General features: G+C 68.0%; 28 protein-coding genes. 7 read left to right on the plus strand and 21 right to left on the minus strand.

Features of this window, described 5'->3' with window-relative positions:
* Positions 1-73 precede the first annotated feature (73 nt).
* From ACFXIV_RS31960 to ACFXIV_RS31970, 3 genes are all read right to left on the minus strand, one after another.
* On the minus strand, positions 74-1,810 hold the full coding sequence (locus ACFXIV_RS31960) for an ABC transporter ATP-binding protein (RefSeq protein WP_379394461.1): 1,737 nt from the start codon (positions 1,808-1,810) through the stop codon (positions 74-76).
* Positions 1,807-3,801: an ABC transporter ATP-binding protein gene (locus ACFXIV_RS31965; RefSeq protein WP_379394459.1), complete on the minus strand. Its 1,995-nt coding sequence runs from the start codon at positions 3,799-3,801 to the stop codon at positions 1,807-1,809. The genes ACFXIV_RS31960 and ACFXIV_RS31965 overlap by 4 nt, the downstream gene beginning before the upstream one ends.
* A gap of 94 nt (positions 3,802-3,895) precedes the next feature.
* Entirely contained in the window at positions 3,896-4,753 is an 858-nt protein-coding gene (locus ACFXIV_RS31970) for a DUF4190 domain-containing protein (RefSeq protein ID WP_379394457.1), read from the minus strand.
* 94 nt (positions 4,754-4,847) lie between these two features.
* Between ACFXIV_RS31970 and ACFXIV_RS31975 the strand changes: the two genes are divergently transcribed.
* Complete coding sequence (locus ACFXIV_RS31975; protein ID WP_379394455.1) at positions 4,848-5,807, plus strand: RluA family pseudouridine synthase; 960 nt, start codon at positions 4,848-4,850, stop codon at positions 5,805-5,807.
* A gap of 55 nt (positions 5,808-5,862) precedes the next feature.
* Complete coding sequence (locus ACFXIV_RS31980) at positions 5,863-6,627, plus strand: CPBP family intramembrane glutamic endopeptidase (RefSeq protein WP_379394453.1); 765 nt, start codon at positions 5,863-5,865, stop codon at positions 6,625-6,627.
* Between the two features lie 132 nt (positions 6,628-6,759).
* Here ACFXIV_RS31980 and ACFXIV_RS31985 read toward each other — a convergent pair whose 3' ends face one another.
* The 4 genes from ACFXIV_RS31985 to ACFXIV_RS32000 form a co-directional block, all read right to left on the minus strand.
* The gene (locus tag ACFXIV_RS31985; protein ID WP_379394451.1) at positions 6,760-7,170 is read right to left on the minus strand and encodes a hypothetical protein; all 411 of its coding nucleotides are present in this window, start codon (positions 7,168-7,170) and stop codon (positions 6,760-6,762) included.
* A 211-nt stretch (positions 7,171-7,381) separates the two neighbouring features.
* Entirely contained in the window at positions 7,382-9,544 is a 2,163-nt protein-coding gene (locus ACFXIV_RS31990) for an MMPL family transporter (protein ID WP_379394449.1), read from the minus strand.
* Between the two features lie 35 nt (positions 9,545-9,579).
* Entirely contained in the window at positions 9,580-10,137 is a 558-nt protein-coding gene (locus ACFXIV_RS31995) for an EXLDI protein (protein WP_379394447.1), read from the minus strand.
* 269 nt (positions 10,138-10,406) lie between these two features.
* On the minus strand, positions 10,407-11,393 hold the full coding sequence (locus ACFXIV_RS32000; RefSeq protein WP_379394445.1) for a LysR family transcriptional regulator: 987 nt from the start codon (positions 11,391-11,393) through the stop codon (positions 10,407-10,409).
* Positions 11,394-11,453: 60 nt separating this feature from the next.
* Here ACFXIV_RS32000 and ACFXIV_RS32005 point away from each other — a divergent pair, with 60 nt between their 5' ends.
* Complete coding sequence (locus ACFXIV_RS32005; RefSeq protein ID WP_379394443.1) at positions 11,454-11,873, plus strand: DUF5997 family protein; 420 nt, start codon at positions 11,454-11,456, stop codon at positions 11,871-11,873.
* A gap of 59 nt (positions 11,874-11,932) precedes the next feature.
* Here the strand turns inward: ACFXIV_RS32005 and ACFXIV_RS32010 are convergent, their stop codons facing one another.
* A complete protein-coding gene (locus ACFXIV_RS32010) occupies positions 11,933-15,307 on the minus strand; it encodes an FAD/NAD(P)-binding protein (RefSeq protein WP_379394441.1) in 3,375 nt (1,124 codons plus the stop codon).
* A 79-nt stretch (positions 15,308-15,386) separates the two neighbouring features.
* Positions 15,387-16,586, minus strand: a complete 1,200-nt coding sequence (locus ACFXIV_RS32015) for an MFS transporter (protein ID WP_379394439.1) — start codon at positions 16,584-16,586, stop codon at positions 15,387-15,389.
* Positions 16,587-16,725: 139 nt separating this feature from the next.
* On the opposite strand from ACFXIV_RS32015, the gene ACFXIV_RS32020 reads away from it, so the two are divergent.
* From ACFXIV_RS32020 to ACFXIV_RS32035, 4 genes are all read left to right on the plus strand, one after another.
* Positions 16,726-17,184, plus strand: coding sequence for a MarR family winged helix-turn-helix transcriptional regulator (locus tag ACFXIV_RS32020; protein ID WP_379394437.1), 459 nt, complete (start codon positions 16,726-16,728; stop codon positions 17,182-17,184).
* Positions 17,185-17,495: 311 nt separating this feature from the next.
* Positions 17,496-17,912 carry a hypothetical protein gene (locus tag ACFXIV_RS32025; RefSeq protein WP_379394435.1) on the plus strand — a complete coding sequence of 139 codons (417 nt, stop codon included), beginning with the start codon at positions 17,496-17,498 and terminating at the stop codon, positions 17,910-17,912.
* Positions 17,913-17,917: 5 nt separating this feature from the next.
* Positions 17,918-20,176, plus strand: a complete 2,259-nt coding sequence (locus tag ACFXIV_RS32030) for a caspase domain-containing protein (protein ID WP_379394433.1) — start codon at positions 17,918-17,920, stop codon at positions 20,174-20,176.
* 101 nt (positions 20,177-20,277) lie between these two features.
* A complete protein-coding gene (locus ACFXIV_RS32035) occupies positions 20,278-20,673 on the plus strand; it encodes an extradiol dioxygenase (RefSeq protein WP_379394431.1) in 396 nt (131 codons plus the stop codon).
* A 66-nt stretch (positions 20,674-20,739) separates the two neighbouring features.
* Here ACFXIV_RS32035 and ACFXIV_RS32040 read toward each other — a convergent pair whose 3' ends face one another.
* The 12 genes from ACFXIV_RS32040 to rpsJ all read right to left on the minus strand — a co-directional run bounded on the left by ACFXIV_RS32040 (position 20,740) and on the right by rpsJ (position 26,804).
* Entirely contained in the window at positions 20,740-21,330 is a 591-nt protein-coding gene (locus ACFXIV_RS32040; RefSeq protein ID WP_379394429.1) for a hypothetical protein, read from the minus strand.
* Positions 21,331-21,531: 201 nt separating this feature from the next.
* Positions 21,532-21,828 (minus strand): 30S ribosomal protein S17, encoded by a 297-nt coding sequence (rpsQ, locus tag ACFXIV_RS32045; protein ID WP_354830578.1) that lies wholly within the window; start codon positions 21,826-21,828, stop codon positions 21,532-21,534.
* A complete protein-coding gene (gene rpmC / locus ACFXIV_RS32050; protein ID WP_040855205.1) occupies positions 21,825-22,064 on the minus strand; it encodes a 50S ribosomal protein L29 in 240 nt (79 codons plus the stop codon). Before rpmC ends, rpsQ begins: the two co-directional genes overlap by 4 nt.
* Positions 22,064-22,480, minus strand: a complete 417-nt coding sequence (rplP, locus tag ACFXIV_RS32055) for a 50S ribosomal protein L16 (protein ID WP_040804212.1) — start codon at positions 22,478-22,480, stop codon at positions 22,064-22,066. The genes rpmC and rplP overlap by 1 nt, the downstream gene beginning before the upstream one ends.
* Positions 22,481-22,483: 3 nt before the next feature.
* Complete coding sequence (gene rpsC / locus ACFXIV_RS32060; RefSeq protein WP_354830580.1) at positions 22,484-23,290, minus strand: 30S ribosomal protein S3; 807 nt, start codon at positions 23,288-23,290, stop codon at positions 22,484-22,486.
* A complete protein-coding gene (rplV, locus tag ACFXIV_RS32065; protein WP_040855202.1) occupies positions 23,291-23,692 on the minus strand; it encodes a 50S ribosomal protein L22 in 402 nt (133 codons plus the stop codon).
* Positions 23,689-23,970, minus strand: a complete 282-nt coding sequence (rpsS, locus tag ACFXIV_RS32070; RefSeq protein WP_019931198.1) for a 30S ribosomal protein S19 — start codon at positions 23,968-23,970, stop codon at positions 23,689-23,691. Before rpsS ends, rplV begins: the two co-directional genes overlap by 4 nt.
* 14 nt (positions 23,971-23,984) lie before the next feature.
* On the minus strand, positions 23,985-24,815 hold the full coding sequence (gene rplB / locus ACFXIV_RS32075; RefSeq protein ID WP_379381512.1) for a 50S ribosomal protein L2: 831 nt from the start codon (positions 24,813-24,815) through the stop codon (positions 23,985-23,987).
* Positions 24,816-24,848: 33 nt separating this feature from the next.
* The gene (gene rplW, locus ACFXIV_RS32080; protein ID WP_014981657.1) at positions 24,849-25,154 is read right to left on the minus strand and encodes a 50S ribosomal protein L23; all 306 of its coding nucleotides are present in this window, start codon (positions 25,152-25,154) and stop codon (positions 24,849-24,851) included.
* Positions 25,151-25,822, minus strand: coding sequence for a 50S ribosomal protein L4 (gene rplD, locus ACFXIV_RS32085; RefSeq protein WP_356996883.1), 672 nt, complete (start codon positions 25,820-25,822; stop codon positions 25,151-25,153). Before rplD ends, rplW begins: the two co-directional genes overlap by 4 nt.
* A complete protein-coding gene (rplC, locus tag ACFXIV_RS32090) occupies positions 25,819-26,484 on the minus strand; it encodes a 50S ribosomal protein L3 (RefSeq protein WP_379394427.1) in 666 nt (221 codons plus the stop codon). Before rplC ends, rplD begins: the two co-directional genes overlap by 4 nt.
* 14 nt (positions 26,485-26,498) lie before the next feature.
* On the minus strand, positions 26,499-26,804 hold the full coding sequence (rpsJ, locus tag ACFXIV_RS32095; protein ID WP_003938093.1) for a 30S ribosomal protein S10: 306 nt from the start codon (positions 26,802-26,804) through the stop codon (positions 26,499-26,501).
* Between the last annotated feature and the right edge of the window lie 133 nt (positions 26,805-26,937).

Consider the following 26,937-nt stretch of genomic DNA (forward strand, 5'->3'; position numbering starts at 1 on the left):
CAATGACTCTCACAATTCGAGAGTGACCCACTCCGAACGGCCCCGGACTCGCGCGGAATCCGGGGCCGTCCGGCTACGCGGGTACCGGCGCCAGACGCCAGCCGGAGGCACGGGTGCGCTCGGTCCAGAAGGCGGCATAGCGGCCGCCGAGCGCGAGCAGCTCGGCGTGCGTACCGCGCTCGACGATGCGACCGCCGTCCATGAACAGGATCTGATCGGCGTGCGCGATGGTCGCGAGCCGATGCGCCACCACGAGAACGGTTCTGCCACGGGTGAGTTCGTGCACACCGCGCACCACCGCCGCCTCGTTGTGCGGGTCGAGGGCGCTCGTGGCCTCGTCCAGCAGCACGATCGGAGCAGCCTTGACCAGGGCGCGGGCAATCGAAACACGCTGGCGCTCACCACCGGACAACGCGGAGCCGCCCTCGCCGACCGCGGTCTGCCAGCCGTCGGGCAGCCGGTCGGCGATCTCGTCCACCCGCGCGACCCGGGCGGCCGCGAGGACCTCGGCCTCGGTCGCGTCCGGACGGCCCGCCCGGATGTTCTCCAGCACAGAGCGATCGAAGAGGTAGACGTTCTGGAAGACCAGCGCCAGCTGGTTCAGCAGGGTCGCCGCCGGCTGCTCACGGACATCGTGACCGCCGACCATGACACGACCGGAATCGGTGTCGTGGAAGCGGGCGGCCAGGCGCAGCAGCGTGGATTTGCCCGCGCCGCTGGGGCCCACGATGGCGGTCGTGGTGCCGGGTGCCGCAGTGAACGAGATGTCCTGCAGCACCGTCCTGTCCGGGCCGTAGCCGAAGCTGACCCGATCGAACTCCACCTGCGGGGCACCCGGCGGCACCGGTGAATCCGGCTGCGGCAGTGCCGGTTCCGTCAGCAGCGCGCTCACCCGGTCGGCCGCTGCGGCGGCGGAGCGCAGGGCGCCACCCAGCTGCGCGGCCTGGGTCAGCGGCTCGATGAAACGGGAGCTCACCGCGATCAGGGCGATCGCCGCGGCGGCGGAGAGTGCGCCGTCGGTGGCCCGGCCTGCCACCAGGTAGACCAGCACCAGGAAGACGGCCTGCACCACCAGCGAGAACACGATCAGGCCGGGCACCGCGGCGATCAGCAGGCCATCGGCGGCCCGGCGCTGGCGGGCCAATGCCGCGTCCAGCGCGCGATTACCCGCGCCGACCGCGCCCAGCGAACGCAGCACCGGTTGCGCCTGCGCGAATTCCAGCACCCGGGCGTTCGCCTCGGCGGCGGCCTCGTGCATGCGCTCATCGGCGGCGACATAGGAGCGGTTGGCCCACAGATTCACCAGGAACAGCACCGGGGCCGTCACCAGCATGGCCAGCGAAATACGCCAGTCGACGACCAGCATGCCCACCGCCACACCGAGCGGAACCAGCACGCCGGTCAGCATTTTCGCCAGCAGATAGGCGATCAGGCCCTGCACCTCGCGGACGTTCTCGACCATCACCCGCGACAGCTCGCCCGCGTGCCGGTCGTCGAACCAGCCCAGTGGCAGGGCATTCAGGTGATCGCCGAGCCGGGTCTGCAATCCGTGCTGCATGCCCACACCGACGCGCAGGCCCAGCACCGACTGCAGGTAACCGAACACCACGACCCCGGCCACGGCCAGCGCCAGCCACAACGTCCACAACCAGGCCCGGCCCAGATCCTTGTCGAACAGGGCCTGCAAGACCGGCACCAGCAGCACATAGGCGGCGGCCTGCGACAGCGCCTGGACCACGATGGCCAGCAGCAGTCGCGGTGTCAGCCGCGCGAACTCACCCGGCACGAGGCCGAGCACCTTGCGGATCATCGATTGCCCTCCTCAGCAGCGGCGGACAGGCCGGCCTTCGTCCCGGCCCGGCCGTCCCCGAGATCGCCTGCCACCGGGTCGGTTCCGTCCGACCACGCGCCCGAAGGCCGATCGGCACTCCCGGCGGCGCGGTCGGCGCCGGCGACGGCCTCCAGGGCCGCCTCATTGATTTCCCAGAGCCGCTGGTAGACCCCGCCCGCGGTGTGCAGACTGGCGTGGTCACCCTGTTCGACCAGGGTTCCGTTCTCCAGCACCAGGATTCGGTCCACGCCGGTGATGGTGTGCAGCCGGTGCGCGATGACCAGCACGGTGCGACCGGCCACCAGTTCGGCCAGCGCGTCCTGCACCGCCGCCTCGGATTCGGGGTCGGCGAAGGCGGTGGCCTCGTCCAGCACCAGGATCGGGGTGTCGGCCAGCAGGGTGCGGGCGATCGAAAGCCGTTGCGCCTCACCACCGGACAGCACGGCGTCCACCCCGATCTCGGAGTCGTAGCCGCGCGGCAGCGCCAGGATGCGGTCGTGGATGCGGGCCGCGCGGGCCGCGCGCTCCAGGGCCGCGGCATCGGTGCCGGGGCGGGCCAGGCGCAGATTGTCGGCGATGGTGCCGCGGATCAGGCGGACGTCCTGGAAGACGAATCCGACCGTGCGATAGAGCTCTTCGCTCGGGAAGTCGCGAATATCGCGGCCGCCGAGGGTGATCCGGCCCGCGTCCACGTCGTAGAAGCGCGGCAGCAGCTTGGCCAGCGTCGACTTGCCGGAACCGCTGGGGCCCACCAGGGCGGTCATGGTGCCGGGCGCCAGCTCGAGGTCGAGGTCGCGCAGCACCTGATGGTCGGCGCGGTAGCCGAAACTCACGCCCTCGAAACGGATCAGCCCGGCGGGAGCCTGCTGCGGTGCGGAATCGCCCGTGCCGGACGCCAATTCGGCGGTCTGCAACAGATCGTGCAGCCGCAGCGCCGCGTCACCGGCCGTGCGCAGCGCCTGGGTGCCGTAGCCCAGACCCAGCAGCGAACTGCCCAGGCCGAGCCCGACCAGCAGGAACGGCAGCACATCCAGCGGCTCGATCCACTCGAGGCCCACGCCCGCGAGCCCGGCCACCACGACCAGCAGCATGACGAACACCGGCGACACCACTGTGTCCGAGATCGACTGCACCGTCATCACCGGCAGTTTCAGCCGCCGCAGCCGCTCGGTCTGCTCCTCGACGGCGGCCCGGAACTCGCTGTGCGCCCTGCCCGCTCGCCCGAAGGCCCGCACCACCTGGATGCCGTCCACGAATTCGACGGTCGCGGCACGGGTGCGCTGCTCGGCGGCGTTATAGGCCAGCAGGCGTTCGCGGCCGGGCTCGTCCAGCATCGCGCGCATGCACAGCGCGTAGACGACCAGCGGCAGCAGCAGGATCAGCGTCAACCGCCAGTCCACGGTCGCCAGGTAGACCAGGGTGACCAGCGGGACCGTCACCGAACCGATGAAGTCCAGCCGCGCATGCGCCACCAGGTAGTGCAGCGCCTCGACATCGTCCTGGAGGTACTTCTTCACCTCGGTGGAGGTGCGGGCGCCGAACCAGCCCAGCGGCACCCGGGTCAGCTTGTCGGCCAGCAGCCGGCGCAGGGTCAGCTGGTAGCGGGCGTCCACGGCGTGCGACCAGGTCAGCGCGACCGCCTGCAGCACCGCCCGGGCCACCAGCACCAGCACCGCGATCAACAGCAGCCGCCACACCCGGTCGGTGCCGGGCGCATCCCGCAGCAGCTCACGGCAGGCCGAGACGATCAGCAGGAACGGCAGCACCGAGCACACCGCGGCGACCGCCACGATCAGCCCGGCCACCGTGAGCGGGTCGCGCACCGGGGCGAGAATCTCCTTGCGCGCGGCGGCCTCTCGCCGCCGGCGCGCCTTCACCTCCGCTTTCGCGTCGGGCCCGCCCGGGTCGGCTGCCGCCGGGCCCGGATCGATGGCGTGCGCCTCGACCGCGGGCGGTGACTCGACCGTCATCAGTCCGCCTCCCACCTTCCTCGGTCCGGCGCTCCCACGAACACCGGCGAGAAGATAGGTTAGGCTAACTTTTGCTGAACGACCATACCGTCGGTCAGCGCGGCACCTTTCCGGTCAGCTTCTTGCCGCTCGCGTCGTGGACCATGCACGTCGCGCGGCCATTGAGCTTGTTCCACTGGGTCTCGTTGGCCGGGTAGAGAATGAAGGTCTCCAGCTGGTCGTACATCGAGCTCTTGCTCAGCTGCTTGTCGATCTCGTCCAGGCAGGCGTCATTGGCCTGCTGGAACGAGGCATCCAGCGAACCCGGCCAGGAACCGGTCAGATGCACCTGGGCGATCACCTCGGCATCGTGCGCGGAATCGCAGGGCAGCACCGTCACCTTGCGAATGTGGTTGTTCTCCTCGACGGTCTGCAGGCAGTCGCCGACCTTCACCTCGTCGACCGAGATGGAGGTGGGCGAATCCGGCAGGGCCGATGCGCGGGTCGTATTGTCCTGTGACGCAGAGGTATCCGAGCTGTTCACCGCGCCCACGGCGAACAGGATCACGACGATCAGCGCCCACACGCCGGAGGCGACCAGGCCACCGATGGCCAGCCCCTTGCCGTTCTGATTGCGCTGCTTGATCTGGGTCAGCGCGATGATGCCGAACGGGATGGCGAGCAGACACGCGCCGAGGAGGCCGAGGATCAGGGCGGCGATGGCCAGGCCATTGGTGCCCTGCGGAGGCGGCGGAGCCATTGGATAGCCCGGCGGCATCGGCTGATACCCGGGCGGGTAGCCGGGCTGACCGCCCTGGCTGTAATCCCACTGACCCGGCTGGCCGTAGGCGGGCTGAGCGTATCCCGGCTGCGGCTGGCCGTATTCCGGTTGCGGGGGTTGTGGAATCTGGCCGTAGTCCGGCTGACCGGGCTGGCCCGGATACCCTTGCGGCTGTTGGTCGTTCGGGTACACGAGACCCCCGATCACTCGTTTCGACCCGGACATTCCGGGCGTTGGCCAACCGTACCCCCTGGTCCGGACAAACTCGGGGACTAGGGTTTGGCGAGTGAGACGCAGGCAGCAACCACCGCTACCCAAGCGGCACGGGCTGGACCCGGCCCGGTTGCGGCTACCCGAGGACGGCGACTGGGCGACCATTCGCGACCACCTCGTGGAGCGATTGCCGCGGGTACGCCCCGAACGCATCGACGAACTGCTGTCCACCGGCGGCATCGTGGATCTGGACGGCCCGATCACCCTCGACACGCCGTACGCCCCCGGCGGCGCGGTGTGGTTCCACCGCGATCTGCCGGACGAGACCGAGGTTCCGTTCCCGATCGGCATCGTCTACCGCGACGACGACATCCTCGTCGCGGACAAGCCGCACTTCCTCTCGACCATCCCGCGCGGGCAGCACATTCTGCAGACCGCCCTGGTGAAACTGCGCCGCGACCTGGACCTGCCCGATCTGGTGCCCGCGCACCGGCTCGACCGGGTCACCGCCGGGCTGGTGCTGTTCATCGTGAATCCGGCCGTGCGCGGGGCGTATCAGACCATGTTCCACAAGCGGCTGGTGCACAAGGAGTACGAGGCCGTCGCGCGCTTCGATCCGGAGCTCGGACTGCCGCGCACGATCATCAGCCGGATCGTCAAGGAGCGGCAGGTGCTGCGCGCCTACGAGACCGCGGGCGAACCGAATGCGGAGACCCTCGTCGAATTGACCGAGCAGCGGGACGGATTGGGGCGCTACCGGCTCCGGCCGCGGACCGGGCGGACGCATCAGATCCGGCTGCACATGAACAGCCTCGGGGTCCCGATCCTCGGTGACGACTTCTATCCCGAACTCACCGACAAACCGGTCGACGACTACACCCGGCCACTGCAACTGCTGGCCTCGGCACTGGAATTCATCGATCCGATCACCCGGGAACCGCGCCGCTTCGACACCGCGCGCACGCTGCAGGCCTGGGACGATCCCGAGGGCTGGGCGAGCGGACGAGCGCCGGCCGCCGGGTATTCCGCATAGCGGGATTAACCACAATCGAAGGCCGTTCCAAGAATCCGCTCGTAGACTGGCCGGGATGTCGCGAAACGATAACGGCGCGGTCGCGGTGCTCCCTGACCCGCCCACGCTGCCCGGCCACAAGCTGCACGCCTACGTGGATGTGGCCGTCGTCGTTGTGGTCCTGATCTGCACGAATCTCATCGCGCACTTCACCAACCGGTGGGCCGGCATCTTCACGGTGCCGATTGCCGCACTGGTGCTGGTCGCCCTGGTGCGCCGCCGCGGGCTGGGCTGGGAGGACCTCGGCCTGTCGCCGCGACAGTGGCGGCGCGGGTCGCTGTGGGCGCTGGCTGCGGTGGGCGTGGTGCTCGCGGCCGTGGTCATCGGCGCGGCGCTGCCGATCACCCGCCCCTTCTTCCTGAACGACCGCTACGCCGCGGTCTCGGGCGCGCTCATCGCGTCCATGATCGTGATCCCATTGCAGACCGCGATCCCGGAGGAGCTCGCCTTCCGCGGCGTGCTGCACGGCACCCTGGACCGGGTGGCCGGGGCACGCGGGGTATTCGCGGCGGGATCAATGCTGTTCGGGCTCTGGCACATTGCCTCATCGCTGGGATTGACCAGCGGGAACAAGGGACTGACCGGATTCCTCGGCGGCGGCCCGGCCGGACAGCTCCTCGGCATCGGGCTCGCGGTCCTCGCGACCGCCGGGGCGGGCGTGGTCTTCACCTGGCTGCGGCGCCGCAGCGGCAGCCTGCTCGCGCCCATCGCACTGCACTGGGCGGTGAACGGCGCGGGCGCGCTGGCCGCGGCCGTGGTCTGGCACGTGACCGTGCACTGACCGCGGCCGGGCGCGCGAACGCAGAGGGGCCGACTGACCTGGGAACAGAGGATTATGGTCAGCCGGCCCGGGACGGTTCGGCGGGTCGGGCCCACACCGAACCGAGTCTTTTACGAGCCGGGGGAAGCTCTGCTACGAGCCCAGGAAACCGAGCGGGCCCGCGCCGCAGGTGGCGCTGCCGGTCAGGGTGGGCTCGAGGACGTTCACCTTCAGCTCCCAGGCCGAACCCTGCAGGGTCGACAGGGTGTGGGTGCCCGCGCTGTGCGGGGTCCACTGAATGGTGGCCTGCCCGTTGCTCGGGGTGATCGGGCTGCCCGAGATGATCGCGCCATTGTCGTAGAACCAGGCCTGGATCCAGTTGTCGTAGGTCGCGGTGATCTGGTACACGCAGCCCATGTAGATATTGCGGGCGTTCACCGACAGGCCGGTGGGTACGGCCGAGGCGGTGGAGGCGGTCAGGCCCACGGAACAGGCCATCGCGGCGACGGCGGTGAGGCCGACGCCGGCCCGCCGGGCGATGCGCTTGCTCAGGGACACTGTCATGTCTTCAACTCCTTGGTGCCAACCCGCTTCGATGCGGTCCGGCGAACTGTATCGGTTGTCCAGTTCATTGCGTGGCACTTTTGAGAAAATACTGAAACACGTTTCTGTCAGACGCGGTCCCATGCAGGTCAGCGGCATGATCGCAGCAACGAGATCGGCCCGCCTCCCCGGAGGAGAAGCGGGCCGAACCGTTCGGAGCAAACTCGGATCGTCAGCGGCGAGCGTCACTCACCACATCGGACGGCGTCCATTCCGCATCCCACTGCGGCTGCTGCTGTTCCGCATCACCGCCGTGGCCCGGCCACCAGGCGCGGCGGCCGATCAGCGCGGTCACCGCGGGGGTGAAGAACATCGCCATGACGAACGCGGCGATGGCGATGCCGACCGAGATGGCGAAGCCCATCTGCGACAGGGTGTCGTTGCCCGCCAGCATCATCGAGGCGAAGGTACCCGCCAGGATGACACCGGCCGCCGCCACCGTCGGGCCGGTGTGACGCAGGGCCAGGGCGGCCGCGCGGTGCGGGTCGTGGCCCTCTCGCGCCTCCTCCCGCAACCGGGCGACCATCAGGATGTTGTAGTCCGTCCCGAGGGCGACCACGAACAGGTACATGATCAGCGGCAGCGTGAAGATCAGACCCGAATCCCCCTGCAGATGCTGGAAGACCAGCACCGCCGAACCCAGCGTCGCGGCGAAGCCGAGGAACACCGAGGCCATCAGGTACCAGGGCGCCACCACGCTGCGCAGCAGCAGGGCCAGCACGATCATGATCAGGATGGCCGCCACCGGGAACACCACCATGTAGTCCCGGTTCATGGCGTGCTGGAAGTCGACGAACACCGAGGTCATGCCGCCCACCACCGCCGAGGTACCGACCGGGGCCGCCGCATGCGCGGCATCCCGGAGCGGACCCTTCACGGTCTTCAGGGCCGCATCGGATTCCGGCTTGTCGGACAGCGTCACCTGATATTCGGCGACCGTCTTGTCGGCCGACAGTGCCGGCCGCGGACCCACCTCGCCCACACCGTGGACGTGCAGTGCCGCTCCGAAGGCGTTCAGCTCGTCGGCACTCAGCGCGCCGTGCTCGCTGCGCAGATACACCTGCGAGGGCTGGGTGCTGCCCGCGGGCATGCCTTTGAGCAATTCCTTGCCGTAGACCACGGATTCGGAGCTGCCCGAGGTCGAACCCGAGCTCAGGTCGAAGGTCGGATTGAAGCCGAATGCGAAGACGCCCAGGGCGATCAGGACACCACCGGACGCCACGGCGAACAGGCCCGGCCGCTTGCCCAGCGCGCCACCCACGGCCGCGAACCGAGCCCCGGTCGGCTCCACCTGCCAGGCCTTCGAGGGCCAGAAAACCTTGGTGCCCAACAGGGAAACGATCGCGGGGATGAGCGTGAGCCCGGCCAGCAGCGCCACCGCGACCGCAATGGCCAGGGCGATACCCATGGACCGGAACATGCCCAGGGTGGACAGCGTCAGCGCGCCGAAGGCGATGATCACCGCCGCGGCCGCCGAGGTGATGGCCTCACCGACCCGGGTGACCGCGCTGACCACGGCCGTCTTGGCGTCCTCACCGGCGCGCAGGCGCTCCCGGAAGCGGAACATCAGGAAGAGGATGTAGTCGGTGCCGACGCCGAAGAGCACCACGACCAGCAGCGACTGCACCGAGCTGTCGATCTTGAGGTCGAAGGTGTTGCTGGCGATCGCGATCAGACCGCTGGCCAGCGGGGACACCGCGATGAAGATGACCAGGATGGGCAGCAGCGCGATGATCGGGCTGCGGAAGATGAGCAGCAGCAACACCAGGATCAGCACCACGGTCGCCACACCGATGATGATCAGGCCCTTGGTACTGGAATCCTGCTGATCCAGGGTCTGGGCGGCGGTGCCGGTGATGCCGGCCTTCAGGTCGGTGCCGTTCACCTGTTCCTTCAGCGCGTCCCGGAGGGACTTCACCGCGTCGGACTGGTGGGTGTCATTGGCGCTGGTGACCTTGGTCATCTGCACCGCGACCACCTCGACCGCCCGGTTCTCCGCCGGGGGTACCACCTGGATTCCGGTGACATCCTTGATGTTCCGTTCCGACAGCTTGGTCGCGGCGGCGGCCACCGCGGTCGAGTCGGCATCGGTCATCGGGGCTCCGTCGGAGCGTTCGAAGACGATGAGCGCAGCGGGGGTATTGCTGTTGGGAAATGCCTGCTGCTGCAACTTCGCTGCCTGGATGGATTCGTAATGCGAAGGCAGGAAGTCGGATTGGTCGGTGGTGGCGGTGAGCTTCGGCGCGGTGGCGACGACCGCGACAATGGCGATCAGCCACGCGGCGATCACCAGCCACGGGAATCGGACGACGAAGCGCCCCAAGCGGGAGAACATGCGGGAGAAGTCCTTTCCGGGTTCGGCCGCGTTATTCAGATGTCGAGGACCTGCGAGGAGGGGTTCTCCACCACGTCGGCGACGATGCGATAGACCTTCGCCGGAATGCGGTCGCGCAGTTCCGTGAGCGAGTCCACGATCTCCAATGTGAAGTCGCCGTAACCATCCTCGCCCAGGCCGAGGAATTCGCGCCAGTTCTTAAATCCCTTGGCCCAGTCCGTGAATACCGCAAGATCCGACTGGTCGGAACTGTGCCGGGCGGTGAGGAACTCCTCCTTCCGCTCGCGCGCGGCGTTCTTGGAGGCCTGGGCGAAATCCGACCACTCGACATAGTGCCGGTGGACCACCAGCTTGCCCTTGCGGCTCAGGAAGACCTGCACGGACTCGCTGCCCTCCTTGGTCACATGCTGGGCCTCGGCCAGCAACCGGCCGACGAAGCGCTGGGTGCGGCCACCGCCGGGGCCGACGCGCAGCGTGATCTCGCGCATGCCCTCGGGCAGCGGGTCCGGCACCAGATCGGTGCCGGTGGCGGCCGGGGCCTCCGGGGCGTCCTGCGGGTCGGCGTCGTTGGACTTGTCCATATCGAGGGCCATGGGGTGCTCCAAATCATCAGTGAATGCGCATATCGGCATGCATGTACAGCACGGCGCTGTGGGTCGATACCCGCTGTGCCGCTGCACTTCTCAGGGTTCCGGACGGTCATTCCCCGTCTTCAGCCACTATAAGTAGACGTATACGTATAGCGCAACCCTGACTCGACCCTGAACTTTCTCCAGATGCTTCCCTGAGCATCCGGACACGAAAGAGCCCGCCTCCCGAACGGGAGGCGGGCCCTCGTGGGTCGTCCGCGCGGAGCTGCGCGCTAGCGCCCGCGCCGCTTGCCCGGCTTCTTCGCACCGCCCTGCTTCGGCTTCGCGGCGGTCTGCGGCTTCTTCCCCCCGGCCTGACTGCGCGTCCCGCCCGCCTTGGCCACACCCGTCCGCTTGGGCGAATTCTGTTGCCGCGCAGGCTTGTCCGGCTGCTGCCCGGACGGCGAACGGGAACTGCGCTGGGAGCGGCCGCGCACCACACCCACGAACTCCTCCACCAGCTCGGTGGTGCGGTCGGCGGGCCAGGCCAGCGCGATCTCGGTCTCGGGCACATCGGTGACGGTCCGGTAGACCAGGTCCTTGCGGTGGTGCAGGCGGGCGATCGAGTGCGGCACGATGGCCGCCCCGCTCACCGCGGCCACCAGCTCCATGGTCATGGCGGCGTCGTCCAGGTCGGCCGCGTCCTGCATGCGCTCATCGGCCAGATCGGCCGTGGCGACCTGATCGAACAGGGCGATCGGATGATCCTTGGGGACGACCACGACCGGGACCTCGCGGTAGAGCGGAATCGCGCTCACCCCATCGCGATCGATGGGTAGCCGCACGAAACACATGTCGACCGCGTCCGTGCGCAGGGCCTGCTCCTGCTCCTTCATCGGGATCGGCGTCAGCTCCAGCGCGACCTCGGGGAACCGCTCGCGCCAGATGCGCTCCCATTTGGTGACGGTCACGCCCGGGACGAAGCCGACGCGCAGGCGGTCCGCCGCGGCCGGTGCCGGCTCCGGCTCCGCGGCCGCGGCGGCCGCGATGAGGGCGCGGGCCTCGTCCAGCAGCACCCGCCCGTCCTCGCTCAGCTGGGTGGGCTGCGCGCCCGGCACGAACAGTCTGGTTTCGAGCTCTTCCTCCAGCTCGATGACCGTCCCGCTCAAGCGCTGCCGCGAAATACCGAGGCCACGCGCCGCCCGGGCGAAATGCAATTCCTCGGCAACCGCGACGAACCAGCGCAGGCGCGTCAGATCGATGGACTCCAACCGGCTCATGGCGTCCACGGTATTGCACCGGCCAGCAGGTTCACCCCACCCGCCCGATACCCTTGATCGGTGAGCCCGGACAAGAACCCCCAGACCATGAAGCCGCTCACCGCGGCGAACAAACTCGGCATCTACCTCCCGGCAACCCCCGCGGAGTTCCGGAACTCACCCGTCACCCGCGCCCAGCTCGAGGAACTGCGCACCGATCCCCCGCAGTGGCTGCTCGAGCTGCGGGCCAACGGCCCCTTCCCGCGCGATGTGGTGGCCCGCAAGCTGGGCATCTCCAACTCCGGTCTGGCCCGTGCCGCCGTCGCCGACGCCCTCACCGCGGACGAGATCGCGGCCCTGCTGGCCGACCCGCCCGAATGGCTGCTCCGCGAACGGGAGAATCTGGTCGCGGTCCGCAAGGAAGCCGAGCGCGTCAAGGAGAAGGAGGCCGCCCGCCGCGCCGCCTCCAACCGCCCGCCCAAGAACCGCTTCGGCAACTGAACACGACGCCCCGGCCCGGTCATCTGCGCTGAACTCCCTTCCGCCACCGCCGAATCGGATCAGATCCGGCGCAGCACCCGGTCGACCAGGTCGGGGGCCGCGCCGAGATAGTTCTCGGGGCGGAGGAGTTCGGCCAGTTCGGGTTTGGTCAGGTGCAGGGCGATATCGGGGCATTCGGCGAGGATGTCGGCCAGCGGCCGGGTAGTGGTCCGCGCCTCGAAAGAGGCCGCCTGCAGGGCCTTCTTGGCGATCGGCTTGCCGAGCAAGGGGGCCAGGCGAATCGAGAGGCGTTCGGCGACGATCTGACCCTCGGTGAGCGAGAGGTTCTCGGTCATGCGGTCGGCATCGGCCATCAGGCCCGCGGCGAGTTCGACCGCGGTGTGGGCGGCGCCGCCGACCAGGAGCAGGCATTCGCGCAGCGGCTGCCATTCGGCGTGCCAGGCGCCGGCGGGACGCTCGTCCTCGGCCAGCAGCGCGCCGAACAGCGTCGAGGCCAGCGCGGGGACCTGCAGCGCCGCCGCACGAATCATGGTGCTCAGCACCGGGTTTCGCTTCTGCGGCATGGCCGAGGATTCGCCGCGGCCCGGGGCGGCGGGCTCGAGCAGTTCGGCGGTCTCGTTGCGGGACTGGGAGATCACGTCCACGGCCAGCTTGCCCAGGGTGCCGGAGGTCAGGGCCAGCGCCGCGGCCAGATCGGCGATCGGGGTGCGCGCGGTGTGCCAGGGGGTGGCGCTCACGGTGAGGGAGAGTTCCGCGGCGAACTCGCGGGTGAGGCGCTCCATGATCTCGCCGGCGGGCGCCCGCGACAGTTCCGAATCCGCGCAGCGCGCGCATTCGATATAGGACGCCAAAGTGCCCGCCGCGCCTCCCAATTGGACCGGCAGTGTGCCGCGCACGCGGTCCAGGCGTTCGCGGGCGTCGAGCAGGCCCTGCATCCACACCGCCACCTTCGCGCCGAAGGTCGTCGGCACCGCGTGCATGGCGAGGGTGCGGCCGGCGATCGGGGTGGTGCGGTGGCGGTGGGCCAGCTCGGCCAGGGAGCCGACCATGGTGTCCAGGTCCGCGATGAGCACGGACAGCACCCGGGCGGCGATCACCATGGTCGCGGTATCGAGAATGTCCTGGCTGGTGGAGCCGTAGTGCACGTAGTTCGCACTCACCGGATCCACGTCCGCCACCGCGTCGTGCAGGCGCTCCACGAAGGTCACCACCGGATTCGCGGCGCCGCGCGAGGCCTGCGCGATCTCGCGGGCGTCGAACGCGTGCTCGCGCACCGCCACCGCCAGATGATCGGTGACGGTGTCGGGCACCATGCCCAGTCGGGCCTCGGCGCGCGCCAGCGCCAGCTCCACCTCCAGCATGGCCTCGATCCAGGCGTCGTCGCTCAGCAGGGACTCCACCGGCGTGCCCACCCCGACGGGGGCCAGCAGACCACATTCCAGCGCCATGTCATCGTGCCTTTCACTGTCGTGCTGGAGTTCGAAATGCCGCTGCACCCCATGCTGATCCGGCGGGATCGCCGGGCCCTCGTACCGGTGGGCGGTGAGGATCTCGCGGGCGATGGCATCGCCGTCGGCCAGCGTCACCGAATTGACCCCGGGGCGCGCGCCCGCCGCCGTCACCCAGCGCACCGCCTCGGTCGGCACTCCGAAGGCGTAGCGGCGCGGGTGGATTCGCCCGATCGTGTCCACCGGATGGAACGAACCCGGCGCGAGCGCCAGGCCGCCGGTGCGGTAGCGGCTGCCGTCCGGGGAGGCGATGACGTAGCCGCGCACCTCCTCGCGGTGCAACAGGTTGCGCAGCAACGGATCCGCGGTGCGATGCAGGTCCGGTGCGGGCATCCAGGCATCGATGAGAGTCTGTGCCGACGCCACCGAATCACCCACCAGGGGTGAATCGGCGACGAAGCACTCGTGCCTGGTGTCCGCCCGGACCCGCATGCCGGGACCGGCGACTCGCACCACACCCGCGCGAATCAATGCCGCCAGTTCCGAAATCCGGTGCGCCGGTGGCCCGATGGACAGGAAGGCGTTCATCGGCGTGTACCAGCGATCCAGGTCGTCGCGGTAGGAGGAGCCCGTGATGCCGCCGTGGTCGACCACCAGCCGGACCTCATTGCGCAGGTCGCGCAGGACATCCAGGGCCGCCTTCACCGGGCCGTGCACATTGCCCAGGCGGGCCTGCTGCACATCGGCGTCGAGGTAGGCCAGCAGCCAGGCGTGGAAATCCGCGGGATCGGTGAAGCAGCGACCGCCGGTGGGATCGGCGAGTGCGCTCCAGTCCCAGCGGTCCTGCGAGGGCACGCCGAAGCGGTTCAGCAGTTCCTCGGCGTCCGCTGCAGTCGGGGCGATCAGGTAGCGGTCGCGGAAGGAGGCCAGGCGGTGCGGGCTCACCCGGTCCGCGATCAGGCGGGTGTAGTAGACCGATTCGACCTCGCGCGCGATATGCGGCCAGACGTCGCGGCGGAAGGAGACGTCGCCGAATTTCCGTGCGCGGTGGCGTAATCGGGCAATGCGGTCGGCGTTGAGCAGCAGCGGCTCGTAGCGGCCGGCCACCCCCTTCTGATGCTCGCCGCGCGCGTGATGCGGGACGCCGCGGCGGCAGCCGGTGACGATGAGCGGCTCCCGGCCCGAGGCGACGTACTCCAGCCCGGCCTCGGACTCCTTGAACCGGCCGCCGCGACCCACCGTCAGCAGGGCGAGGTAGTCGAAGAAGGTCAGGCCCAGGCCGCGAATGATGACCGGGTCCCCCTCGGGAATGCGGTCCAGATCCACATCGGCGGCATTGCCGGGCGGAATGTAGGTGAGGCCCAGGCGATCCGCGGTGTCGGCGAGCGAACCGCACGTGCCGGGCGGCGCTTCGGCCAGGTGGCCCTGGGTGAGCACCACCGCGTGCAATCCGCGCACGTGTTCGCCGGTATCGAGTTCCAGTTCCTGGAATCCGCCGGGGCCGTCGCACATATCCACCACGGTTGCCACGATTTCGCTCACCCGCACCCAATCGGCGTATCTGTCGCGGGTGCGCTCGAAGGCCCAGCGCAGGTAATGGCCGTAGAAGGCGCGTGGTGGATAGCTCTCCGGGGAAATCCGCAGGGCCGCACCGAAAGCATCGCTGGGCAGGCTCGCGAAATTGCCGATCTTCGCCAGAAAGTTCGACCATTCGTAGAGGCTGGGCCCGCGTTCCACCGGGCCCGCCATCTCGACGGTGTCGTCGGTGAATATGGTGACCTGCTCGGCGACCGTGTTCATGAGCAGGTGCGCGGGCTGGCCGGTGCGCCAGACCGCGCCGGTACCGACCCGCGTCGCATCGATGAGCACCAGTTCGACGCCGGCCGAGATGCCTAACTGCCGAGCGTTGGCGCAAATACGTTCGAAAACATTCAGACCCCGCGGTCCCACTCCAACAATGGCGATCCGTAAAACATTGTCGAGCATGCAAACTCACCGATCGCGCTCGATTAGCCGTGCCCGAATCCGGGCACGTCGGCGAGGTTAGCGCGGCGCGGACAAGCGCTCAAGAATGGACGGTACGGTACGCCTGGTTCGTCTGGAATGTCGAAAACTGCTGTGCGGCACGGCGCTCCAGCGCCTCCGACAGGCAGGCCAGCAGCAGCGCCGAAACCGCCAGCGCGGCACCGACCCAGTTCGGGGCGGTGTAACCGAATCCGGCCGCGATCACCAGCCCGCCCAGCCACGCCGAGATGGCATTGCCCAGGTTGAACGCACCGATATTCATGGCCGAGGCCAGCGTCGGCGCCGCGTGCGCCTGATCGAGCACCCGTTTCTGCAACGACGGCACGGTCGCGAAGCCGAGCACGCCGATCACGAAGATCGTCACGGCGGCCCCGATCCTGTCGTGCGCGGTGACCGTGAACAGACCCAGCGCCACCGCGAGCCCCGCCAGCGGCGCGACCAGCATGAGCATCGGCGCCCGGTCGGCGAACCTGCCGCCCACCAGGTTTCCGGCGAACATGCCGAGGCCGAACAGCACCAGGAGCCAGGTCACCGACCCGTCGGCGAAACCGGTCACCTCGGTCATCATCGGGGCGATATAGGTGATGGCCGCGAACACGCCGCCGAAACCCAGCACCGTCATGGCCATGGCCAGCAGTACCTGAATGTTCTTGAAGGCGGCCAGTTCGTGCCGCAGGTGCACGCCCTCCGGCCTGGGCAGGTCCGGCACCAGCTTGGCCACGCCCACCAGCCCGGCCACGCCCAGCGCGGCGACCACCGTGAACGTGCTGCGCCAGCCGACGGTCTGGCCCACCAGGGTGCCCAGCGGCACGCCCACCACATTGGCGACGGTGAGGCCGGTGAACATCAGGGCGATGGCCCCGGCCTTCTTGTCCGGCGCCACCAGATCGGCGGCCACCACCGAGCCGATGCCGAAGAACGCGCCGTGCGCGAGCGAGGCGACCACCCGGCCCAGCAGCATGACCCCGAAGACCGGGGCGATGGCGGACAACAGGTTTCCGGCGATGAACAATCCCATCAGCAGCATGAGCATGCGCTTGCGGGAGATCTTGGTGCCGAGCGCGGTCATCACCGGCGCACCGAGCATGACGCCCAGTGCATAGCCGGTGACCAGCCAGCCGGCGGCCGGGATGGAGACGCCGAAGTCCGCGGCGACCTCGGGCAGCAGGCCCATGATCACGAATTCCGTGGTGCCGATCCCGAAGGCCCCGATAGCGAGGGCGAGCAGCGCGAGTGGCATGGACACACCTTCCGAGCAAAGAGTTGCAAGAGCACTTTACGTGCGCCAACAATAGTTGCAGACGCACATTACTTGCAAACGCTGGCTATTGCAGAGTTGGTCTATCCTGGTGGGAGTCCCTCCGACCCGAGGAAACGCGATGACAGCCACCGATCCCGCCATGACCGCCCTGGCCCAGGGCTGGTGTGCCCTCTCCCTGCTGCACGGCACGATCGAGGCCCACATCGAACGCGCCCTCCAGTCGGCCCACGACCTCAGCGTCCGCGAGTACTCCCTGCTCGACGTCCTCTCCCGCCAGCACGACGGCGACGGCGGCATGCTCCAGATGAAACAGGTGGCCGACGCCGTCGTCCTCTCCCAATCCGCCACCACCCGTTTGGTCACCCGGCTCGAGGACCGCGGCCTCCTCACGCGTTACCTCTGCCCCCACGACCGCCGCGGCATCTACACCAAGGTCACCGACGCCGGCCACGAGCTCCTGGAGGCGGCCCGCCCCACCAATGCCATCGCCCTCCGGGAGGCGCTCACCACGGCCTCCCGCAATCCCGAACTGGCGCCGCTCGTCCACACCCTCGAATCCCTCCGCACCCCAGCCTGATTCCCGGGACCGACCCGCGTCGCGGAAGCCTGCGATAGCTGTCCGCAAGTAGTCGGCTACCTACATCACGCAGCGAAGGGTCGACTCGTGGGTTGTCGATCTTGTTGTGCCACAACGGACTCGGTCCGCCGCGCGGGCGATGACCAGCACCATCCCGCTGCGGGCGATGGCATTGCGCGAGCCGCATTGCCCGTTTTGCCAGGTTCGGGTAGTCGCGTACCCGTGAGACGCCGGATACCAGCGATGAGAATCGGTCTTGTCGATTCGCATCCTGGTCGGCGTCGGCCGTCCAGGCGGGAAAGAGGTTTCCGATGGGTATCGCGCAGAACGACCACCGCGGCGTGACAGTTCGAGTATCGATGGCCGCCACGGAGATCGACGACGAGCGTTTGGACCGGCAGACCCGGATGCTGCGGGCGGAGCTGGCCGCGATGGACGGCGTCGAATCGGCCGCGCTGGCACGGGACAGCGCCGGAACGGCACCGGGTACGAAGGTGGCCGACCCCGTCACGATCGGCGCGATCGTGCTGGCGCTGAGTGCTTCCGGCGGGGTGTTCACCACCCTGATCGAGACGGTGCGGGACTGGCTGGGCCGCCACCCGGGCACCCACCGGGTGACGGTCACGATCGACGGCGAGAGCATCGAACTCGAGGCCGCGAGCGGTGACCAGCAGCGCGCACTGGTCGACGCCTATATTCGCCGCCACGGCGGCGTCGCGGCGGGGTGACGGCAATGACCGGCCGATTCGCCCTGGTAGTGGCGACCTACACGTTCCACGATCCCGGATTGCGGCAGTTGACCGCGCCCGCGCACGATGCCGAGGCACTCGCCGAGGTGCTGGCCGACCCCGCGATCGGCGGGTTCGAGGTCACCACCTTGATCAACGAGCCGCACCACGTGGTCGGTGCGGCGATCGGCGATTTCTTCTCGGACCGGCGGCGCGATGATCTGACGCTGTTGTACTTCAGCGGGCACGGACTCAAGGACGACGCCGGCAAGCTCTACCTCGCCATGACCGACACCCGCACGCTCAACCCCCTGTTCACCTCGGTCCCCGCGGATCAGATCGACTACGCCATGACCGGATGCGACTCCAACCATCAGGTGCTGATCCTGGACTGCTGCTACAGCGGCGCCTTCCCCGTCGGCACCATCGCCAAGGCCGACGACCAGGTCCATGCCCTGGAAACCTTCAGCGGCCGCGGCCGGACCGTGCTCACCGCCTCCGACGCCACCCAGTTCGCCTTCGAGGGCAACACTCCGCACGGACAGGCGACGCAGTCGGTGTTCACCCGGCACCTCGTCGCCGGTCTGCGCGACGGCGGCGCCGACCTCGACCAGGACGGCGACATCACCGTCGACGAGCTCTACAGCTACGTCCACGACCATGTCGTCGCCGAACGCCCCCGCCAGCGGCCCAAGAAACAAGACAATATCGAAGGCCGCACCCTCCTGGCCCGCAACCGCAATTGGCAAGTACCGCAACATATTCGAACCGCACTCGACAGTCCGGCCGTCCGTGATCGGCGCAACGCGCTCGATGACCTGGACCAGCTGCACCGCACCGGCGGCGCCATTGTCCGGTCCCGCGTCCGCGACGCCATCACCCGACTCCTGGACGACGACAGCCGCGCCATCGCCGCAGCGGCCGCCCACTGGCTCGACACCAACCCCACCGGCACGGCAACGCCGCCGGCCGGTGACGGCACCGACACAGCCATGAAGCCCGACCCCTGCCCGGTCGGCGAGACCATCCCGGCAACGCCGCCGGGGCGCGGCACCGACGCCGCGGAACACGAAGACGCGCCGACCATCGCCCAGGTGTTCAGTGAACCCGGGCCGCCTCTCTCACCGGAACACCGGACAATCGAACGCTGCGACAGCAGTGCCCGACGCAGGCTCCGCGACCGGAAATGGGTCATACCCCGGAAATGGGCCATACCGATGACAGCCGCCGCTGCGACGATCGCTTGTGTAGTCGCGGTGGGCGGCTGGCACCTCGCCCAAACCGGCGTGGCCGGGCACCCCATCGCCGGACAAACAGCACTCCGAGGGCCCGACATCGACTTGCTCAAACTGATCGGCTCGAACGGCAGTCACCGCCGCAACTGCTTCCACATCGACCCGGACCCGGGCCAGATCGCGCATATCGCCTGTGAAACCACCAAGGCAGCGGGCGCGCCCTTTACGCAGTTCTACCGATTCTCCAACGCCGACAAACTCACCGACTTCTTCCAAACGATCGGTCGGACATTGCATACCAGCAACTGCCCGGGCGACCCGCCAGGACCAGACGCGCCCGTCTTCGACAATCTGCACAAACTGGTAGGGCGCAAGACCTGCGGCCTCGATCATTCGGTCAGCCCGGCCGCGTCGGTGCTGAGCGTGACGGACGAACCCGACCTCGCGATCGCCATTTTCGCCTACCTGCCTACCGACTGGACAGCACCTCTCGCCGAACAATTACGCGACTACGAGGCGGCCCGGGGCTACCGACAGTTCCTGGCGCCGGACGTGGCGAACGACCCGGACGTATTCACCGACGCCGACAGAAACCTGCTGCCGCTTCTCGGGCAGGACTTCACCCCCACGAACTGCCGACACGCAGACCCATCACAACCCGCGAACGCGGAAATCGACTGTGACACACCGGTGAACTACCCCAGCGCAGGGTTCCTGAGCTATCCCACCGCCAACGCAGCGAGAACGCTGTACCAAACCGTGGTCAACCTGCATTCGGGCCACGCCTGTGACGGTCGGCCGGGACAGGACAGCATCTGGACCCGAAACAACCAACCGATCGGCCGGTTTACCTGTTATCCGTTCCCCGGCGACCCGATCCACCCCGACGACCACCAGCCCTGCCTGCTCGCGGCCCTCGACGGCCACCCCGTCGTGGCCCTGTACTGCGCCAAGGCCGCGGGAGCACCCCCGACCGCGATCACCACCGAACCAGAGCTGCTCGCCTGGTTCCAGAAAGAGGCAGGCTAGTACCGCAACGGCACCGGGACTCACATGAGTCGGTATCTGCAGCGGCGGTAGTACGACCAATTCGGGACGCCCGCAACAAGTTCCGGACGTAGGTTCGGGGCATGCCTCTCGGACATCTCGGGATCAATGTCAGCGATCTGGCGGGTGCGCGGATGTACTACGACGAGCTGATGCCGCTGCTGGACTATGAACCGCTGCTCGCCGACGACACCCAGTTCGCCTACTGGCCCGCGGCGCAGAAGATCGGTACCTACGTGTTCTTCTACCCGGCGGCGTCGGGCGAGTATTCGCGGGCGCTGCCGGGACTTCAGCACCTGGCGTTCATGGTGCCCACGCGCGCGGCGGTACGGCGAGTGCACGAGTGGGCGGCCGGGCGCGGAGACGAAATCCTGCACGCGCCACAGGAATTCCCGCAGTACCCGCCGCCCTATTACGCGACGTTCTGGACCGGCTTCGACGGGATCATGCTGGAGGCGGTCTGCCACAAGGACGCGTGAGGGCTCTGGAGACGCGTAGGCCCGCTCCGGGGGAAGCGGGCCTACGAGTTTCGGTTCGACCGCGCGTCAGCAGTAGTAGCAGACACCGTTGGCCGGGAGTTCGGTGAAGCAGGAGTTGCAGACCGCCTTGCGGGCCTCGGGTTCCGGCTTCGGGGTGAAGACCGGGCCGGCGGGAGTGACCCGGCGGGGCGCGCCGCCATTGCGCGGAATCAGGGGCGGGATGCCGCCGTCGGAGGGGATGTCCGCGCCGTAGGCGGCGTAGCACTGCCAGCGGGCGTAGGCGGCATGCACCTCGAGGTCGGCCGGGACGGGCAGGTGCGCCAGCTCCAGCACGTACTTGTAGCTGTCGCTGACCTTGTGGTTCTGCTTGACGCACAATGCCGTCAGCGGCGGCTCGCCGGCATTGTGGCAGCGGCGGGCGACCTTGCGCAGGATGGCGTCCATCCAGGTGCGGGTGGGGGCGTCGGTACGGATGCCCGACATCTCCTGCACCCGCTCGGCCAGCTCATTGATGGTCACGAAATGGCCGTAGCCGGAGGCGCATTCGGCCAGCACCTCGTGGGCGGCCAGAGCCCAGCCCACCGCCGCATCGCGGAATGTCACCGCGGTCCGGTCGTCGATCCGCCAAGCCCCGGAAGTTGTCGCAGCATCCCTCATAGCCAGACAAAACTAGCGCTTCACCGGGGCGACACGCCAATTCCGTTCGGATATACCGGGTTTCGGTTTGATCACACTCGGGCGCGGGCACGCATAGAACCTATCGACCCACAGAAAAACACTTGGAAAAAAGAGATAAGGCCCGCTTCCCGAATGGGAAGCGGGCCTTACGCTTACGACCGTTTCAGTCGAGGAGCAGGCTTACTTGGCCTTCTCCAGGACCTCGACCAGACGCCACCGCTTGGTGGCGGACAGCGGACGGGTCTCCATCAGCTGCACGCGGTCGCCGACACCGGCGATCTCGTTCTCGTCGTGGGCCTTCACCTTCGAGGTGGTGCGGATGATCTTGCCGTAAAGCTTGTGCTTCACGCGATCTTCCAGCTCGACCACGATGGTCTTGGTCATCTTGTCGGAGACGACGTAGCCGATGCGCACCTTGCGCTGGCCCCGCTCCTCCTGCTTGGCCGGCGTCTTGGCCGGGCCCTTGGCGTCACTCATGCCGCGTCTCCCTTGCCTTCAGGACCGGAGGCCAGGCCGAGCTCGCGCTCACGCATGACCGTGTAGATGCGCGCGATCTCGTGGCGGACCACACGCAGGCGCCGGTTGTTCTGCAACTGGCCGGTCGCCATCTGGAAGCGCAGGTTGAACAGCTCTTCCTTGGATTCGCGCAGTTTCGCGACGAGCGCGTCATTGTCGAGCTCGCGGAGCTCTGCGGCCGGATTGGCAGTAGCCATCAGAACTGCTCCTCTCGGGTCACGATCCTGCACTTCATCGGGAGCTTGTGCATCGCGCGGCGCAGGGCCTCACGAGCGGTCTCCTCGTTCGGGTAAGAAAGCTCGAACATGACCCGACCGGGCTTCACGTTCGCGATCCACCACTCCGGCGAACCCTTACCGGAACCCATTCGGGTTTCGGCCGGCTTCTTGGTGAGCGGGCGGTCCGGGTAGATGTTGATCCAGACCTTGCCGCCACGCTTGATGTGGCGGGTCATCGCGATACGAGCGGACTCGATCTGACGGTTGGTCACGTAGGCGGGCTCCAGGGCCTGGATGCCGAACTCGCCGAACGAAACCGCGGTGCCGCCCTTGGCCATACCGGAGCGCTTCGGGTGGTGCTGCTTACGGTGCTTGACCTTGCGGGGCATCAACATAGGTCAGCCCTCCTGGTTCTCTGCCGGAGCCTCCGCGACAGCAGTCGCGGCACGCCCGGCCTCAGTGCTGGTCGCGGTGGTGCCCTGGGCACCGCTGCGACGGGGACGGCTCGGACGCTCGCGACGCGGGCGGTCGTCACGCTCGCGGCCGGACGGGGCCACCGCGGTGACCTCACGCTTGCCGCCGACGATGTCGCCCTTGTAGATCCAGACCTTCACGCCGATGCGGCCGAAGGTGGTCTTCGCCTCGTACAGGCCGTAGTCGATGTCGGCGCGCAGCGTGTGCAGCGGCACCCGACCCTCACGGTAGAACTCCGAGCGCGACATTTCCGCGCCACCGAGACGGCCGGAGCACTGCACACGGATGCCCTTGACGTTCGGCGAACGCATGGCCGACTGGATGGCCTTGCGCATCGCGCGACGGAACGCCACACGGTTCGAGAGCTGCTCGGCCACACCCTGAGCAACCAGCTGCGCATCCGACTCGGGGTTCTTGACCTCGAGGATGTTCAGCTGAACCTGCTTCTTGGTGAGCTTCTCCAGCTCGGCGCGAATGCGGTCGGCCTCGGCGCCACGACGGCCGATCACGATGCCCGGACGCGCGGTGTGGATGTCCACACGCACGCGGTCACGGGTGCGCTCGATCTCGACCTTCGAGATGCCGGCCCGCTCCATGCCGGTGGCGAGGAGCTTGCGGATCGCGACGTCTTCCTTCACGTAGTCCGCGTACTGCTTGTCCGCGTACCAACGCGACTTCCAGTCGGTGGTGATACCGAGGCGGAAGCCATGGGGATTGATCTTCTGTCCCATTTACTTTGCCCCTCCCTTCCGGCGGCTACGAGTGGCAGCGCCGGCGGTGGGCACGCTCTCGACCTCGATGGTGATGTGGCTGGTGCGCTTGCGGATCCGGAACGCGCGGCCCTGGGCACGCGGCTGGAAACGCTTCATGGTCGCGCCCTCGTCGACGTACGCGGTCGAGATGACCAGCGTGGCCGGGTTCAGGCCGAGGTTGTTCTCCGCGTTGGCGGCGGCCGAGGCCACCACCTTGGCGACCGGCTCGCTCGCGGCCTGCGGCGCGAACTTCAGGATGTTCAGCGCATCCTCGACACGGCGGCCACGGACCAGGTCCACGACTCGGCGGGCCTTCATCGGCGTCACGCGAACGTGCTTGGCGGTCGCGCGCGCGGTCGGGTTCTGAGTTTCAGTGCTCATCGCCGCTTGCTCTTCCGATCTTCCTTGACGTGGCTCTTGAACGTACGAGTCGGCGCGAATTCACCGAGCTTGTGTCCAACCATGTTCTCGGACACGAACACCGGCACGTGCTTGCGGCCGTCGTGGACCGAGAACGTGTGGCCGATGAAATCCGGGATGATGGTGGAACGACGCGACCAGGTCTTGATGACCTGCTTCGTGCCCTTCTCGTTCTGGACGTCCACCTTCTTGAGGAGGTGTTCGTCGACGAACGGGCCCTTCTTCAGGCTGCGTGGCATGTCTAACCTCCTCCTTAACGCTTCTTGCCGCGGCGGCGGACGATGAGCTTGTCGCTGGGACGGTTGGGCTTACGGGTGCGGCCCTCGGGCTTGCCCCACGGGGAGACCGGGTGGCGACCACCGGAGGTCTTACCCTCACCACCACCGTGCGGGTGGTCGACCGGGTTCATGACCACACCACGGACGGTCGGGCGAACGCCCTTCCACCGCATACGGCCGGCCTTACCCCAGTTGATGTTCGACTGCTCGGCGTTGCCGACCTCGCCGATGGTGGCGCGGCAGCGCACATCGACGCGACGGATCTCACCGGAGGGCATACGCAGGACGGCGTAGGCGCCTTCCTTACCCAGCAGCTGGATGGACATGCCCGCGGCACGAGCCAGCTTGGCGCCGCCGCCCGGACGCAGCTCCACCGCGTGGACGGTGGTACCGGTCGGGATGGAACGCAGCGGCAGGTTGTTGCCCGGCTTGATGTCCGCGCCGGCGCCCGACTCGATCTTCGTGCCCTGGGCGATGCCCTTGGGCGCGATGATGTAGCGCTTCTCGCCGTCGGCGAAGTGCAGCAGCGCGATGTTGGCGGTGCGGTTGGGGTCGTACTCGATGTGCGCGACCTTGGCCGGGATGCCGTCCTTGTCCAGTCGACGGAAGTCGATCAGACGGTAGGCGCGCTTGTGGCCGCCACCCTTGTGACGAGTGGTGATGCGGCCCTGCGCGTTACGGCCACCGGTCTTGGTGAGCGGACGCAGCAGCGACTTCTCGGGGGTCGTGCGGGTGATCTCGGCGAAGTCCGAGACCGAGGCACCGCGGCGACCCGGGGTTGTCGGCTTGTACTTACGGATTGCCATGAGTTCTTCTCTACTTTCTGGAGCTCCAGCCGCTTACGCGACCGGGCCTCCGAAGATCTCGATGGGCTTGCTGTCGGCCGAGATGGTCACGAGCGCGCGCTTGGTGTCCTTGCGCTTGCCGTAACCGAAGCGGGTCCGCTTGCGCTTGCCCTGACGGTTGGCGGTGTTGACGCTCGTGACCTTCACACCGAAAACCTTCTCAACGGCGATCTTGATCTGCGTCTTGTTCGAGTCCGGGTGCACCAGGAAGGTGTAGGTGCCTTCTTCGATCAGTCCGTAGGACTTCTCGGAGATCACCGGCGCGAGCAGGATGTCGCGGGGATCGGCGATGGTGGTCACTTGCTCTCCTCCTGTGCAGCTTCGGCGGGGCCGTGCACGAAGGCGTTGAGCGCCTCGACCGAGAACACGATTTCGTCGCTCTTGAGAACGTCGTAGGTGTTCAGCTGGTCCGGGGCGATCGGGTGCACGCCCTGCAGGTTCGCCACGCTCTTCCACGCGGTGACATCTTCACGGCCGACGACGACCAGGATGTTCTTCCGCTCCGACAGCTCGGCGAGGAAGGACTTGGCCGACTTGGTCGACGGGGTCTGTCCCGAAACCAGTTCGGTGATCACGTGGATGCGCTCGTTGCGAGCCCGGTCCGACAGAGCGCCACGCAGCGCGGCGACCTTCATCTTCTTGGGCAGGCGCTGGGTGTAGTCACGCGGCTGCGGGCCGTGGACGGTGCCACCGCCGGCGAACTGCGGCGCACGGGTCGAACCCTGGCGCGCACGGCCGGTGCCCTTCTGGCGGTACGGCTTCTTGCCACCACCGCGGACCATGCCGCGGGTCTTGGTGGCGTGCGTGCCCTGGCGAGCCGCGGCCTGCTGGGCCACGACGACCTGGTGCATCAGCGCGATGTTCGCGGTCACGTCGAAGATCTCCGCGGGGAGCTCGACGGTGCCCTCGGTCTTGCCGCCAGCGGCCTTGACCGTGAGCGTCAGGTTGGTCTTGGTCTCGGTGCTCATGCCCGGGCACCACCCTTCACTGCACTCTTGACGATCACGATGCCGCCGGTGCGGCCCGGGATCGCGCCCTTGATCAGCAGCAGGCCGTTCTCGGCGTCCACCTTGTGGACCGAGAGGTTCTGCGTGGTGACGCGGTCGTTACCCATGCGGCCCGACATGCGCATGCCCTTGAAGACACGGCCCGGGGTGGAGCAACCACCGATGGAACCCGGACGACGGTGCACAGCCTGCGCACCGTGCGAGGCACCCTGGCCACGGAAGCCGTGGCGCTTCATGGTGCCCGCGAAGCCCTTGCCCTTGGAGGTGCCGGTCACGTCGACGTAGCCGCCTTCTTCGAAGACGTCAGCGTTGAGCTCCTGGCCGACCTCGAGGTTCGAGACATCGGCGAGGCGGAGCTCGGCGATGTGGCGGCGCGGGGTGACGTTGGCCTTGGCGAACTGCCCGGAGACCGGCTTGTTCACCTTGCGCGGGTCGATGGCGCCGTAGGCGACCTGGACGGCGGAGTAGCCGTCACGCTCGACCGTGCGGATCTGGGTAACGACGTTCGGGCCCGCCTTCACGACGGTCACGGGAACGACGCGGTTCTTCTCGTCGAAGACCTGGGTCATGCCGAGCTTGGTGCCCAGGATGCCCGCGGCCGGACGGCTCTTGTTGTCAGTCATATTCGAAGTCCCCGTCACTGAATGTTGACGTCGACGCTGGCCGGCAGGTCGATGCGCATCAGGGCGTCAACCGTCTTCGGCGTCGGGTCGAGGATGTCGATCAGCCGCTTGTGCGTACGCATCTCGAAGTGCTCGCGCGAGTCCTTGTACTTGTGCGGCGAACGGATGACGCAGTACACGTTCTTCTCGGTGGGCAACGGCACCGGGCCGACGACGCGGGCACCGGTACGGGTCACCGTCTCGACGATCTTGCGCGCAGACGCGTCGATCGCCTCATGGTCGTAGGCCTTGAGCCTGATGCGGATCTTCTGTCCCGCCACGCTGAGTGTCCTTTTCTCCGCTTACGTTGTGGTCCAAGAGCTTTCGCTCTCACACCACCCTCATTTGCACAGCCCGAACACACGAAGACGCATCAGCCACCACACGACCGGCCACCTGGGCCCGATCCATCGC

Origin of the sequence: Nocardia sp. NPDC059236 (assembly GCF_042754085.1) — a bacterium.
In the GTDB taxonomy this organism is placed as follows: Bacteria; Actinomycetota; Actinomycetes; order Mycobacteriales; family Mycobacteriaceae; genus Nocardia.